General features: G+C 63.4%; 11 protein-coding genes and 1 tRNA gene. All 12 read right to left on the bottom strand.

The window, feature by feature from the left end; genetic code table 11:
• Positions 1-9: 9 nt before the first annotated feature.
• Positions 10-483, bottom strand: a complete 474-nt coding sequence (gene rpsG / locus V3B46_RS14155; protein ID WP_004145321.1) for a 30S ribosomal protein S7 — start codon at positions 481-483, stop codon at positions 10-12.
• Positions 484-495: 12 nt separating this feature from the next.
• A complete protein-coding gene (gene rpsL, locus V3B46_RS14150) occupies positions 496-870 on the bottom strand; it encodes a 30S ribosomal protein S12 (RefSeq protein WP_004145320.1) in 375 nt (124 codons plus the stop codon).
• A 284-nt stretch (positions 871-1,154) separates the two neighbouring features.
• Positions 1,155-5,378 carry a DNA-directed RNA polymerase subunit beta' gene (gene rpoC / locus V3B46_RS14145; protein ID WP_154262430.1) on the bottom strand — a complete coding sequence of 1,408 codons (4,224 nt, stop codon included), beginning with the start codon at positions 5,376-5,378 and terminating at the stop codon, positions 1,155-1,157.
• 87 nt (positions 5,379-5,465) lie between these two features.
• Positions 5,466-9,620: a DNA-directed RNA polymerase subunit beta gene (rpoB, locus tag V3B46_RS14140; protein ID WP_054171082.1), complete on the bottom strand. Its 4,155-nt coding sequence runs from the start codon at positions 9,618-9,620 to the stop codon at positions 5,466-5,468.
• A gap of 362 nt (positions 9,621-9,982) precedes the next feature.
• Positions 9,983-10,351 (bottom strand): 50S ribosomal protein L7/L12, encoded by a 369-nt coding sequence (rplL, locus tag V3B46_RS14135; RefSeq protein WP_010480374.1) that lies wholly within the window; start codon positions 10,349-10,351, stop codon positions 9,983-9,985.
• Between the two features lie 63 nt (positions 10,352-10,414).
• Complete coding sequence (gene rplJ, locus V3B46_RS14130) at positions 10,415-10,951, bottom strand: 50S ribosomal protein L10 (RefSeq protein WP_010480377.1); 537 nt, start codon at positions 10,949-10,951, stop codon at positions 10,415-10,417.
• A 386-nt stretch (positions 10,952-11,337) separates the two neighbouring features.
• Positions 11,338-12,036, bottom strand: a complete 699-nt coding sequence (gene rplA / locus V3B46_RS14125) for a 50S ribosomal protein L1 (RefSeq protein ID WP_004154350.1) — start codon at positions 12,034-12,036, stop codon at positions 11,338-11,340.
• Positions 12,037-12,040: 4 nt separating this feature from the next.
• Positions 12,041-12,469 carry a 50S ribosomal protein L11 gene (gene rplK, locus V3B46_RS14120; protein WP_004145248.1) on the bottom strand — a complete coding sequence of 143 codons (429 nt, stop codon included), beginning with the start codon at positions 12,467-12,469 and terminating at the stop codon, positions 12,041-12,043.
• 260 nt (positions 12,470-12,729) lie between these two features.
• On the bottom strand, positions 12,730-13,290 hold the full coding sequence (gene nusG / locus V3B46_RS14115) for a transcription termination/antitermination protein NusG (RefSeq protein ID WP_004154362.1): 561 nt from the start codon (positions 13,288-13,290) through the stop codon (positions 12,730-12,732).
• Positions 13,291-13,300: 10 nt separating this feature from the next.
• Complete coding sequence (gene secE / locus V3B46_RS14110) at positions 13,301-13,714, bottom strand: preprotein translocase subunit SecE (protein WP_005408202.1); 414 nt, start codon at positions 13,712-13,714, stop codon at positions 13,301-13,303.
• 49 nt (positions 13,715-13,763) lie between these two features.
• Positions 13,764-13,839: transfer RNA gene (locus V3B46_RS14105), tRNA-Trp, on the bottom strand.
• Between the two features lie 102 nt (positions 13,840-13,941).
• Positions 13,942-14,958, bottom strand: a 1,017-nt coding sequence (tuf, locus tag V3B46_RS14100) for an elongation factor Tu (protein WP_088481071.1), incomplete at its 5' end; no start/stop codon positions are given.

Genomic DNA, 14,958 nt, shown 5'->3' with positions numbered 1-14,958 from the left:
CCGTCAAACTCACCAGCGGTAGTGGGCGAATGCCTTGTTGGCTTCGGCCATGCGGTGGGTTTCTTCGCGCTTCTTGATGGCGCCGCCACGGTTTTCCGAGGCGTCGATCAGTTCAGCAGCCAGCTTCTTCGGCATGGTGTTCTCACCACGCTTGCGCGCGGAGTCGATCAGCCAGCGCATGGCCAGGGCCATTTTGCGCGAAGAACGCACTTCGACCGGCACCTGGTAGGTGGCACCACCGACGCGGCGTGACTTGACTTCGACCGCCGGAGCGACGTTGTCCAGAGCCTTCTGCACCAGTTCGATGGCGTTGGCGCTGCTGTTCTTCTCGGTGATCACGTCCATGGCGCCGTACACGATCTTTTCGGCGACGGACTTCTTGCCGCTCTGCATGACCATGTTGATGAAGCGGGCGATGGTTTCGCTTCCGTGCTTCGGATCGGGCAGGACGGAACGCTGCGGAGTATTACCCTTACGCGACATAGTGCTCTCTCCTTATGCCTTCGGACGCTTGGCGCCGTACTTGGAACGGGCCTGGCGACGCTTGGCAACGCCGGCGGCGTCGAGCGAGCCACGAACGGTGTGGTAACGCACACCCGGCAGGTCCTTGACGCGACCGCCGCGGATCAGGACCACGGAGTGCTCCTGCAGGTTGTGGCCTTCACCACCGATGTAGGAAATCACTTCTTCCTGGTTGGTCAGGCGGACCTTGGCAACCTTGCGCAGAGCCGAGTTCGGCTTCTTCGGAGTGGTGGTGTAGACACGGGTGCAGACGCCACGGCGCTGCGGGCACTTGTCGAGCGCCGGCGAGGCACTCTTGTAGGTGGTCGCTTGCCGCGGCTTGCGGACCAGCTGGTTGATCGTCGCCATCAGTAGGTTCTTCTGATTGGAGGCCGGAAAATCCGGCCAGAGATGCGGAAATGTTAAAGCAGGCCAAAATTTTGGCCTGCTGAGACAGACGATTGTAGCAACCTGCCAGGAAAGCAGTCAAACGCCTCCTGTCAAGCCCGTTCCTGATCCCGGAACGTTACTGGGGGGCCTCCATGTACCCCGTTCAGGTTGGCCGGGTCGATCGCGGACGATCTCCCCTGCCCTTTCCCAATCCCATCGATGGACCGATGGGGTGGTCCGGCCTTGCGGCCGGACCGGATACCTCATTCTTCGCCAGTCGCCTGTTCAGCTTCGGCTTCAACCACCGCTGCCTCGACCGAAGCCGGAGTACCGGCCAGGGTCTGCATTTCCGACTCGGTGAGACCGGAAGCGCCGCGACGGCGGTTGCTGTGGTACGCCAGGCCGGTACCGGCCGGAATCAGGCGACCCACGATGACGTTTTCCTTCAGGCCACGCAGGTTGTCCGAGGTGCCGCGGACGGCCGCTTCGGTCAGCACGCGGGTGGTTTCCTGGAACGACGCGGCCGAGATGAACGATTCGGTCGCCAGCGAGGCCTTGGTGATACCCAGCAGGACCGGATCGAAGTGCGCCGGCAGCTCGTTGCGGGTCGACAGGCGCGCATTCTCCTCGATAACGCGCTGACGCTCCACCTGTTCGCCGTTCAGGAACTTGCTGCTGCCCTGGTCGGTGATCTCGACCTTGCGCAGCATCTGGCGGGTGATCACCTCGATGTGCTTGTCGTTGATCTTCACGCCCTGCAGGCGGTACACGTCCTGGATTTCCTTCACCAGGTAGGCAGCCAGCGGTTCGACACCCAGCAGACGCAGGATGTCCTGCGGGCTCGGCTCGCCGTCCACGATGGTTTCACCCTTGGTGACATGCTCGCCTTCGAACACGATGACCTGGCGGTACTTCGGGATCAGCTCTTCGTGCTCCGAACCATCGGTGTCCTTGATGATCAGGCGCTGCTTGCCCTTGGTGTCCTTGCCGAAGCTGATGATGCCCGAACGCTCGGCCAGCACCGCCGGATCCTTCGGCTTGCGCGCTTCGAACAGATCGGCCACGCGCGGCAGACCACCGGTGATGTCGCGGGTCTTCGACGCTTCCTGCGGAATCTTGGCGACCACGTCACCCACGCCGACGGCAGCGCCGTCCTGCAGGTTGACGATCGAGCGCGGCGGCAGCAGGTACTGCGCCGGCAGATCGGTGCCCGGGATCGACAGGTCGTTGCCCTTGGCGTCGACGATGCGCACGATCGGGCGCAGGTCCTTGGCCTGGGTACCACGACGCTTCGGATCGGTGATTTCGCGCGACGCGAGGCCGGTCAGCTCGTCGGTCTTCTCGATGACGGTGACGCCATCGACGAAGTCGATGAAGCGGATGAAGCCGGCCACTTCCGACACGATCGGGTGGTTATGCGGATCCCAGTTGGCCACGGTCTGGCCAGCCTTGATCGCATCACCGTCCTTGGACGTGATGGTCGCACCGTACGGCAGCTTGTAACGCTCACGCTCACGGCCATGGGCATCGAGCACCGAGATTTCGCCCGAGCGCGACACTGCCACCAGCGAGCCGTTGGCGTGCTCGACCGACTTGAGGTTGCTGAACTTGACCGAGCCGGTGGTCTTGACGGTGATGTTGTCGACCGCAGCAGCTCGCGACGCCGCACCACCGATGTGGAAAGTACGCATGGTCAGCTGGGTACCCGGCTCACCGATGGACTGGGCGGCGATGACGCCGACCGCTTCACCGATGTTGACCAGGTGGCCACGGGCCAGATCGCGGCCGTAGCAGCGCGAGCAGACACCGAAGGCCGATTCGCAGGAGATGGTCGAGCGGACCTTGATGGTCTGCACGCCGGCATCTTCCAGCTTGGCGACCCAGGCTTCGTCCAGCAGGGTGTTGCGGGTGACGATCGGATCTTCGTCGTTGCCCGGCAGGAACACGTCCTCGGCAACCACGCGACCCAGCACGCGGTCCTTCAGCGGCTCGACCACGTCGCCGCCTTCCACGATCGGGGTCATGATCAGGCCTTCGGTGGTACCGCAATCCACCTCGGTGATCACCACGTCCTGCGCGACGTCGACCAGACGACGGGTCAGGTAACCCGAGTTCGCGGTCTTCAGCGCGGTATCGGCCAGACCCTTACGGGCACCGTGGGTGGAGTTGAAGTACTCCTGCACGTTCAGGCCTTCGCGGAAGTTCGCCTTGATGGGCGTCTCGATGATCGAGCCGTCCGGGCGGGCCATCAGGCCGCGCATGCCGGCCAGCTGACGGATCTGCGCCTGCGAACCACGCGCACCGGAGTCGGCCATGATGTACAGCGAGTTCATCGACTTCTGGTCGATGGTCTCACCCTTGGCATTGACGACCTTCTCGGTGCCGATGGTGTCCATCATCGCCTTGGCGATGCGCTCGTTGGTGCGCGACCAGATGTCGACCACCTTGTTGTAGCGCTCGCCGGCGGTGACCAGACCCGACTGGTACTGCTCCTGGATTTCCAGCACTTCGGCTTCGGCCTCGGTGAGGATGCCCTTCTTCTCGTCCGGGATCAGCATGTCGTCGATGCCGATCGAGACGCCGGCGCGGGTCGCGTAGGCGAAGCCGGTGTACATCAGCTTGTCGGCGAACACGACCGTGTCCTTCAGACCCAGCTGGCGGTAGCTGGAGTTGATCAGGCGGCTGATGTTCTTCTTGGTCAGCTCGGTGTTGGCCAGCGCGAACGGCAGGCCTTCCGGCAGGATTTCAGCCAGCAGGGCGCGACCGATCGTGGTGTCCACGATCGAGGTCTTGTTCTGCTTGTTGCCGTCCTCGTCGGTCACCACTTCGGTGATGCGGACCTTGACGCGCGCGTGCAGTTCCACCACGCGGTTGTCGTAGGCACGCTTCACTTCGGCGATGTTGGCGAAGGCCATGCCCTCGCCCTTCTTGTTTTCCAGCGAGCGGGTCATGTAGTACAGACCCAGCACGACGTCCTGCGACGGCACGATGATCGGCTCGCCGTTGGCCGGCGACAGGATGTTGTTGGTCGACATCATCAGCGCACGCGCTTCCAGCTGGGCTTCCAGCGAGAGCGGCACGTGGACGGCCATCTGGTCACCGTCGAAGTCGGCGTTGAACGCGGTGCAGACCAGCGGGTGCAGCTGGATGGCCTTGCCTTCGATCAGCACCGGCTCGAACGCCTGGATGCCCAGACGGTGCAGGGTCGGTGCACGGTTCAGCATCACCGGATGCTCGCGGATGACCTCTTCCAGGATGTCCCAGACTTCGGCTTCTTCGCGCTCGACCAGCTTCTTGGCGGCCTTGATGGTGGTGGCCAGGCCACGACGCTGCAGCTTGGCGAAGACGAACGGCTTGAACAGCTCAAGCGCCATCTTCTTCGGCAGGCCACACTGGTGCAGGCGCAGGTACGGACCGACCACGATGACCGAACGGCCCGAGTAGTCGACGCGCTTGCCCAGCAGGTTCTGGCGGAAGCGGCCCTGCTTGCCCTTGATCATGTCGGCCAGCGACTTCAGCGGGCGCTTGTTGGTGCCGGTGATGGCACGGCCACGACGGCCGTTGTCCAGCAGCGCATCGACCGATTCCTGCAGCATGCGCTTTTCATTGCGCACGATGATGTCCGGCGCGCTCAGTTCGAGCAGGCGGCGCAGGCGGTTGTTACGGTTGATGACGCGGCGGTACAGGTCGTTCAGGTCGGAGGTCGCGAAGCGTCCGCCATCCAGCGGGACCAGCGGACGCAGGTCCGGCGGCAGCACCGGCAGCACGGTCATGACCATCCATTCCGGACGGTTGCCCGATTCCAGGAAGGCTTCGATCAGCTTGATGCGCTTGGTGAGGCGCTTGAGCTTGGTTTCCGAACCGGTCGCGGCGATTTCCTCGCGCAGGCGGGTCATTTCCGACTGCAGGTCGATCGTGCGCAGCAGTTCGTACACGGCCTCGGCGCCCATGGCGGCGTCGAAGTCGTCACCGTGCTCCTGGCGGGCCTGCAGGTACTGTTCTTCGGTCAGCAGCTGGCGGCGTTCCAGGGCGGTCAGGCCCGGCTCGGTCACCACGTAGGCTTCGAAGTACAGCACGCGCTCGATGTCGCGCAGGGTCATGTCCAGCATCAGGCCGATGCGCGACGGCAGCGACTTCAGGAACCAGATGTGCGCGACCGGCGAAGCCAGGTCGATGTGGCCCATGCGCTCACGACGCACCTTGGCCAGGGTCACTTCGGTGCCGCACTTTTCGCAGACCACGCCGCGGTGCTTCATGCGCTTGTACTTGCCGCACAGGCACTCGTAGTCCTTCACCGGGCCGAAGATGGCGGCGCAGAACAGGCCGTCGCGTTCCGGCTTGAAGGTACGGTAGTTGATGGTTTCCGGCTTCTTCACTTCGCCGAAGGACCACGAACGGATCAGGTCCGGCGAAGCCAGCGCGATCTTGATCGCGTCGAAGTCCAGCGTCTGGCGCTGCTGGTTGAAGAGGTTGAGCAGGTCTTTCATGGTGTTCTCCAGAAGGAGGAATGCTGTGTCGATGGGCTTTCAGTTGACTGCCAGCGGCGCGGCGGCGAACCGCCGCGCCGGCATGGATCAGTTGTCTTCCAGTTCCATGTTGATGGCCAGCGAGCGGATTTCCTTCACGAGCACGTTGAAGGATTCCGGCATGCCCGCGACCATCTCGTGCTCACCGTCGACGATGTTCTTGTACATCTGGTTGCGGCCCTGCACGTCATCGGACTTCACCGTCAGCATTTCCTGCAGGGTGTAGGCCGCGCCGTAGGCTTCCAGCGCCCAGACTTCCATTTCACCGAAGCGCTGGCCGCCGAACTGCGCCTTGCCGCCCAGCGGCTGCTGGGTGACGAGCGAGTACGGACCGGTCGAACGGGCGTGCATCTTGTCGTCGACCAGGTGGTTCAGCTTCAGGTAGTGCATGTAACCCACGGTGGTGTGGCGATCGAACGCTTCACCGGTGCGGCCGTCGTACAGCTGGGTCTGGCCACTGCTCGGCAGGTCGGCCAGTTCCAGCATGCGCTTGATTTCCGCTTCGGTGGCGCCGTCGAACACCGGGGTGGCCATCGGCACGCCGTCGGTGAGGTTACGGGCCAGACGCAGCAGTTCCTCGTCGCTGAACTGCGACAGGTCGACACGGTTGGCCACGTTGGTGTCGTCGTGGTTGTAGATGTCGTCCAGGAACTTGCGCAGGTCGGCAACCGCCGCCTGGGCTTCCATCATCGCCTGGATCTTGCGGCCCAGGCCCTTGGCAGCCCAGCCCAGATGCACTTCCAGGATCTGGCCGATGTTCATGCGCGACGGCACGCCCAGCGGGTTCAGCACGATGTCCACGGTCTCGCCCGAGGCCATGTACGGCATGTCCTCGACCGGCACCACGTTGGAGACCACACCCTTGTTGCCGTGGCGGCCTGCCATCTTGTCGCCCGGCTGGATGCGGCGCTTCACGGCCAGGAACACCTTGACCATCTTCAGCACGCCCGGGGCGAGGTCGTCACCGGCGGTGATCTTGCCGCGCTTGTCGGCGAAGCGACGCTCGAATTCCTTCTCGTGCGCCTGGATCTGCTTCTGCGCGCGCTCGATGGCTTCCGAAGCGTCTTCGTCCTTCATGCGCAGGGCGAACCAGTCAGCCTTCTTCAGGCCGTCCAGGAAGGCGTCGGTGATCACGTCACCCTTCTTCAGGCCAGCGCCACCGTTGACCACCTTGCCCACGATCTGCGAACGCAGACGCATGTAGATGGCCGCTTCCAGGATGCGGAACTGGTCGTCGAAGTCCTTCTTGACGCGCTTGATTTCAGACTCTTCGATCTGGCGGGCGCGCTTGTCCTTCTCGATACCGTCGCGGGTGAAGACCTGCACGTCGATGACGGTGCCGTCCATGCCCGGCGGAACGCGCAGCGAGCTGTCCTTAACGTCCGAAGCCTTCTCGCCGAAGATCGCGCGCAGCAGCTTCTCTTCCGGGGTCAGCTGGCTTTCGCCCTTCGGCGTGACCTTGCCGACCATGATGTCGCCGGCGCGGACTTCGGCACCGATGTACACCACGCCGCTCTCGTCCAGGCGGTTCAGCGCCTGCTCGGAGACGTTCGGGATGTCGGCGGAAATTTCCTCCGGCCCCAGCTTGGTGTCACGCGCGACGCAGGTCAGCTCTTCGATGTGGATCGTGGTGTAACGATCCTCTTCCACCACGCGCTCGGAGAGCAGGATGGAGTCTTCGAAGTTGTAGCCGTTCCACGGCATGAACGCGATCAGCATGTTCTGGCCCAGGGCCAGTTCGCCGATGTCGGTGGACGGACCGTCGGCCAGCACGTCGCCGCGGGCGATGACGTCACCCACCTGGACCAGCGGACGCTGGTTGATGCAGGTGTTCTGGTTCGAACGGGTGTACTTGACCAGGTTGTAGATGTCCACGCCTGCGTCGGTGGCGCCAACGATCTCTTCCTCGTTGACCTTGACCACGATGCGGGCGGCGTCGATCTGCACGATCTCGCCACCACGACGGGCGTTCACGGTCACGCCCGAGTCACGCGCCACGGCGCGCTCGATGCCGGTACCGACCAGCGGCTTCTGCGCACGCAGGGTCGGCACCGCCTGACGCTGCATGTTGGCGCCCATCAGTGCGCGGTTTGCGTCATCGTGCTCCAGGAACGGAACCAGCGCGGCCGCGATCGACACGGTCTGCATCGGCGAGACGTCCATGAAGTGGACTTCCGCCGGCGGCTTCAGCAGCGACTCGCCCTGGAAGCGGCACGGAACGAACTGTTCGGTCAGCACGCTGTCGGCATTGGTCAGGGCGTTGGCCTGCGCAATGACGTACTCGTTTTCTTCGATCGCCGACAGGAACTCGACTTCGTCATAGACCTTGCCGTCCACGACCTTGCGGTACGGGGTCTCGAGGAAACCGTACTGGTTGGTGCGGGCGTACACGGCCAGCGAGTTGATCAGGCCGATGTTCGGGCCTTCCGGGGTTTCGATGGTGCAGACGCGGCCGTAATGGGTCGGGTGCACGTCGCGCACTTCGAAGCCGGCGCGCTCACGGGTCAGGCCGCCCGGGCCCAGGGCCGAAACGCGACGCTTGTGGGTCACTTCCGACAGCGGGTTGTTCTGGTCCATGAACTGCGACAGCTGCGAGGAGCCGAAGAACTCCTTGATGGCAGCGGCGACCGGCTTGGCGTTGATCAGCTCCTGCGGGGTCAGGCCTTCCGACTCGGCCATCGACAGGCGCTCCTTGACCGCGCGCTCGACGCGGACCAGGCCCACGCGGAACACGTTCTCGGCCATTTCGCCGACCGAACGCACGCGACGGTTGCCCAGGTGATCGATGTCATCGACCACGCCACGACCGTTGCGGATCTCGGTCAGGACCTTGATCACGTCCAGGATGTCGGAGCTGTCGCCATGGGCGGCGACCAGACGCTTGGACTCTTCGTCGTTGCGCTCACCGTAGTACTTGCGGTCGTACAGCACGGCTTCGCCGGTGGTTTCCTTGCGGCCCACGCGACGGTTGAACTTCATGCGGCCGACCGCGGACAGGTCGTAGCGCTCGAAGGTGAAGAACAGGTTGTGGAACAGGTTCTGCGCGGCATCCTTGGTCGGCGGCTCGCCCGGACGCATCATGCGGTAGATCTCGACCAGGGCTTCCAGCTGGGTCTTGGTCGGGTCGATGCGCAGGGTGTTGGACAGGTACGGGCCACGATCCAGATCGTTCACCCACAGGGTGCCCACGGCATCCACACCGGCCTTGCGGAAGGCCTGCAGCTGCTCGTCGGTGATCTCGTCATTGGCCTGGGCCAGCAGTTCGCCGGTCGAGGCGTCGACCACGTCGTGCGACAGGATGCGGCCGACGATGTAGTCGTCCGGCACGGCCAGGGCGGCGATGCCCGAGGCTTCCAGCTGCTTGATGTGGCGCGCGGTGATGCGCTTGCCGGCTTCCACGATGACCTTGTCGCCGTCGGCGAGGTCAAAGCCCAGGGTTTCGCCACGCAGGCGCTCCGGCACCAGCTCCAGCTGGACGCCTTCATCCGGGTTGATGTGGAAGGTGTTGATCTCGAAGAACTCGGCCAGCATTTCTTCGTTGCTGTAGCCGAGCGCGCGCAGCAGGATCGACACCGGCAGCTTGCGGCGACGGTCGATACGGGTGAACAGCGCATCCTTCGGGTCGAACTCGAAGTCCAGCCAGGAACCGCGGTAAGGAATGATGCGGGCGCTGTACAGCAGCTTGCCCGAGCTGTGGGTCTTGCCACGGTCGTGGTCGAAGAACACGCCCGGCGAACGGTGCAGCTGCGAGACGATGACGCGCTCGGTGCCGTTGACGATGAAGGTGCCGTTCTCGGTCATCAGCGGGATTTCGCCCAGATAGACCTCCTGCTCCTTCACGTACTTGATGGCCTTGGTCGACGACTCACGGTCGTAGATCACCAGGCGCACGGTCACGCGCAGCGGGGCGCCGTAGCTCATGCCACGCTGGCGGCACTCACGCTCGTCGAAGACCGGCTCGCCCAGCTTGTAGCCGACGTATTCCAGGGCAGCGTTGCCGCTGTAGCTGGCGATCGGGAAGACCGACTTCAGCGCAGCGTGCAGGCCGTGGTCCGTGCGCTTGGCCGGATCGACGTTTTCCTGCAGGAATTCACGATAGGAATCCACCTGGATGGCGAGCAGGAACGGCACTTCGAGAATCGAGCGCTGCTTGCCGAAATCCTTGCGGATACGCTTTTTTTCGGTGAACGAATAGGACGTCATGAGGTCTTCCACCTTGTTGTGCGGATCGTGCGCCCACGATCCGAAGGGAACTTGAAATTGTCAGTTGGAAGTCGCTGGTATTGCCGGCACCAGCACGCCTTCTCCCGCTACTTCCAACTGCCAACTCGTCTGCATCCACTCCCCCGCTGCCGCGCTCTGCGCTGGCCTGCCGGGGTCTGACCGCAGCCCGTGTTGGGCTTTTTCTGCTTTTGAAACGGTAGAGTCGACTGTTAGTCGACTTCCTTCACAGCAGTCGACTGACAGTCGACTCTACAACTCCGCAACAACGACCAAAGGCCGGGGGCTTACGCCCCCAGCCTTGGCTGCATCGCCGTGAATCGGTGACGATGCAAGGTAACTGCTTACTTGACTTCGACAGTCGCGCCAGCAGCTTCCAGGTCCTTCTTCATCTTCTCGGCGTCGTCCTTCGAAGCGCCTTCCTTCAGGACGCCACCGGCTTCGGCCAGGTCCTTCGCTTCCTTCAGGCCCAGGCCGGTGATGGCGCGGACGGCCTTGATGACTTCGACCTTCTTGTCGCCGGCCGACTTCAGGGTGACGGTGAACTCGGTCTGCTCTTCAACAGCAGCGGCCGGGCCAGCGGCAGCAGCCACGGCAACCGGAGCAGCGGCGGAGACGCCGAACTTCTCTTCGATGGCCTTGACCAGCTCCATCACTTCCATCAGGGACTTCTCGGCGATGGCGTCGACGATCTGTTCGTTGGTAAGGGACATGATTAATACCTTTGGATGATTTTCTGGGTTGAGGTTCCGTCAGGAACCACGGTAAGTCGAAACTCAGGCGGTCTCGGCGGCCGGCTCGGCAGCGTCGGCGGCGACGTCGCCACCACCCTGCTTCTCGCCAACGGCCTTGATGGCGCGGGCAAACATCGTGACCGGCTCGGTCAGGACGCGGGCCAGCATGGCCAGGGCCTGGTCGCGGGTCGGCAGCGAGGCCAGCACTTCGACGTGGCTTGCCGGGAACACTTCGCCACCGATGGCGACGACCTTAGCCTTCAGCTTGTCGTTGCCCTTGGCGGCTTCCTTGATCAGGCGACCGGCAGCGCCGGGCTCCTCGAGCGAGAACGCGTACAGCAGCGGACCAACCATCTGGTCCTGGGCGACTGCGAACTCGGTGCCTTCAACGGCGCGCGAAGCCAGGGTGTTCTTGACAACCTTCAAGAAAACACCGGTTTCACGAGCCTGCTTGCGCATCGCGGTCATCTGGGCGACCGTGGTGCCAGCGTATTCGGCTGCGATCAAGGAGTGGGCCTTGGCGGCGACGTCTGCCAGCTCGGCGACTACTTCTTGCTTCTGGGACAGATTGAGAGCCATTGCACTCCTCCTATTGAACTCCGCTTACGGCTCCTGCCGTGTGCGGTCCTGTGCGGCATCCATCCTGGACGCCGGGAACATCGGGATGATGTTCCGGGGGTGGGCCGTTCTAGACCTGGAGTGGGCCAACCTGGGAAACCCAGACGTGCGTGAACCAGAAAAACTCCAGAAGGGCACCATCTACGCAGGGTGATTCCGGGGAATCGATTAAGCGCTCATGACTGCTCCGGCGGCGACTCCTTGCCAGATCGAGCTTCCGTGCCCGTCGCCGGTATTGCCACGACCGCGCCTGCGGTCTTTGACGGCTACCGCGGGCGATGTACGGCCAGCGATGCCTTCAAATGTCACGGTCACGGCACCGAAGGTACCGTGACCGCTTGAAACAATTACTTCAGGGTCAGCGACGACTGGTCGACGGTGACGCCCGGGCCCATCGTCGAGCTGACCGAAACCTTCTGCAGGTAGGTGCCCTTCGAGGTGGCCGGCTTGGCCTTGATCAGGTCCAGCAGCAGCGCGGTCAGGTTCGACTTCAGCGCGTCTTCGGCGAAGTCGGCCTTGCCGATGGTGCAGTGGATGATGCCGGCCTTGTCGGTGCGGTAACGGACCTGACCCGACTTGGCGTTCTTCACGGCTTCACCCGGGTTCGGGGAAACGGTGCCGACCTTCGGGTTCGGCATCAGGCCGCGCGGGCCCAGCACGGTGCCCAGCTTACCGACGACGCGCATGGCGTCCGGGGTCGCGATGACGACGTCGTAGTTCAGATCGCCGGCCTGCATCTTCTCGGCCAGATCATCCATACCGACGGCTTCGGCGCCAGCGGCCAGAGCTTCGTCAGCCTTGGCACCGGCCGGAGCGAACACGGCGACGCGGACCGACTTGCCGGTACCGGCCGGCAGCACGGTGGAGCCACGGACCTGCTGGTCGGACTTCTTCGCATCGACGCCCAGGCGCACAGCGACGTCGATCGACTCGACGAACTTTGCCTTGGTGGCGCTCTTCAGGATGTTGATCGCGTCCTCGAAGGCGTATGCCTTGCCCGGAACGACGGCGGCCTTGATGGCCTTCTCACGCTTGGTCTGTGCCATCTTATTAACCCTCCACCACGAGGCCCATGGAACGGGCAGAGCCAGCGATGGTACGCACGGCAGCGTCCAGATCGGCGGCAGTCAGATCCGGTTCCTTCGCCTTGGCGATCTCTTCCAGCTGCTTACGGGTGACCTTGCCGACCTTCTCGGTGTTCGGGCGCTTGGAGCCCGACGAGATGCCAGCGGCCTTCTTCAGCAGGGTGGTGGCCGGGGTGCTCTTGGTGATGAAGGTGAACGTACGGTCCGAGTAGGCCGTGATGATCACCGGAACCGGCAGACCCGGCTCGAGCTTCTGCGTGGCAGCGTTGAACGCCTTGCAGAATTCCATGATGTTCAGACCACGCTGACCCAGCGCAGGACCGACCGGCGGCGAGGGGTTGGCCTGACCGGCCTTCACCTGCAGCTTGATGTAACCGACAACTTTCTTTGCCATGTGAGTACTCTCCGGGTGCTAGCGCCTTTCGACAACAGGCTCCCCATCGGACCGGGAATCACGCGTCCCGGCATCGCGTTTTGAAATCATGCTGAAGGCCACCTTGCGGCGGCCTCGTCCTGCTGGCTTCCCAGCGGGGAGCCGCGCACTATATCAGGTTTTTTCTTCACATGCCTGAAGCAGCACGTAAACGAGAGAAACCGGGCAGCGCCCGGTTTCTGGTCCTGTAGCGGTCGAGCTTGCTCGACCCCACAGCCGGATCAGACGGCTTTTTCGACCTGGCCGAACTCGAGTTCGACCGGAGTGGCACGGCCGAAGATCAGCACCGAGACGCGCAGACGGCTCTTCTCGTAGTTGACTTCTTCAACGACGCCATTGAAATCGTTGAACGGGCCGTCGGTGACGCGGACCATCTGGCCCGGCTCGAACAGCACCTTCGGACGCGGCTTCTCGACACCTTCCTGAACGCGGTTCAGGATGGCTTCGGCCTCGGAATCGGCGATCGGCAGCGGACGGTCGGCGGTGCCGCCGATGAAGCCCATCACGCGCGGAGTTTCCTTGACCAGATGCCAGCTTTCGTTGTCGATGCGCGGAATACCGGCTTCTTCGTGGGTCTCGATCTGGACCAGCACGTAACCCGGGAAGAACTTGCGCTCGGAGCGGCGCTTCTGGCCAGCGCGCATCTCGACCACTTCTTCGGTCGGGACCAGGACATCGCCGAAGCGCTCTTCCATGCCGTCACGGACGATGCGATCGCGCAGAGCCTGCGCCACCGACTTCTCGAAGCCCGAATAGGCGTGAACGACGTACCAACGCTTCATGCAATTCTCCTTAGCGGCTCAGGAACAACTGAACCAGCCACTGAATGACGTAATCGAACCCACCCAGCAACAGACTGAGAATGGTCACCACCACCATCACGACCCAGGTCATGCGGATGGCTTCCTGGCGCGTCGGCCAGACCACCTTGCGCAGTTCGAAGCGCGACTCGGAGAGGAATTCGCGGGTGTCGCGCCCCTTGCCGGTCAGCATGAACACGCCGATACCGCCAACCAGACCGACCACAACCGCCAACGCACGCAGCTGACCCGCCCACGCACCCAGCTGGGTGGCGCGACCGGAGTCGGCGGAGAACCAGAACCAGACGAACAGACCGGCCAGCACCAGCAGCGATGCGGCGACATACTTGACGATATCCCCGCCGTTGGCGGAGTTGTCCTTGGAGTGTTCGATCTTGCTATTCATCCGGCTGTGTCTGCTTTAGCGGCCCAGGCCGCTGGATAAGGTGGGCAGATGGCACGCCAGGAGGGACTCGAACCCCCAACCTGCGGTTTTGGAGACCGCTGCTCTGCCAATTGAGCTACTGGCGTACGTTGAAAACTTGCCTTCCCTTAGACGGCGAAGGCGGACCGAGGTTCCCGGCCCGCCATTCGCGTAACCGGCGGCGCTATGCAACCACCGGTACTGCAGGCTTACTCGATGATCTTCGAGACCACGCCGGCGCCGACGGTACGGCCGCCTTCGCGGATGGCGAAGCGCAGGCCTTCGTCCATTGCCACCGGGTTGATCAGGGTGACGACCATCTTGACGTTGTCACCCGGCATCACCATTTCGACGCCTTCCGGCAGCGCAGCTGCGCCGGTGATGTCGGTGGTGCGGAAGTAGAACTGCGGACGGTAGCCGTTGAAGAACGGGGTGTGGCGGCCGCCTTCGTCCTTCGACAGGACGTAGACTTCGCCTTCGAACTTGGTGTGCGGCTTGATCGAACCCGGCTTGGCCAGGACCTGGCCACGCTCGACGTCGTCACGCTTGGTGCCGCGCAGCAGCAGGCCAGCGTTGTCGCCTGCCTGACCCTGGTCCAGCAGCTTGCGGAACATTTCAACGCCGGTCACGGTGGTCTTCTGCACCGGACGGATGCCGACGATTTCGATTTCGTCGCCAACCTTGATCACGCCGCGCTCGATACGACCGGTCACCACGGTGCCGCGGCCCGAGATCGAGAACACGTCTTCCACCGGCATCAGGAACGGCTTGTCGATCGCGCGCTCCGGCTCCGGGATCCAGCTGTCCAGGGCATCGACCAGCTTCAGGATGGCCGGCACGCCGATGTCGCTCTGGTCGCCTTCCAGCGCCAGACGGGCCGAACCGGCGATGATCGGGGTGTCGTCGCCCGGGAAGTCGTACTTGCTCAGCAGCTCGCGCACTTCCATCTCGACCAGCTCGAGCAGCTCGGCGTCGTCAACCATGTCGGCCTTGTTCAGGAACACGACGATGTACGGCACGCCGACCTGACGCGACAGCAGGATGTGCTCGCGGGTCTGCGGCATCGGGCCGTCAGCGGCCGAGCACACCAGGATCGCGCCGTCCATCTGGGCGGCACCGGTGATCATGTTCTTGACGTAGTCAGCGTGGCCCGGGCAATCGACGTGGGCGTAGTGACGGACCGGGGATTCGTATTCGACGTGCGCGGTCGAGATCGTGATACCACG

This window comes from Stenotrophomonas sp. SMYL11 (genome assembly GCF_036320005.1).
Classification (GTDB): Bacteria; Pseudomonadota; Gammaproteobacteria; order Xanthomonadales; family Xanthomonadaceae; genus Stenotrophomonas; species Stenotrophomonas maltophilia_A.
Note: the sequence above shows the minus strand (reverse complement) of the source record. Positions and strands in the feature narration are given on the sequence as shown.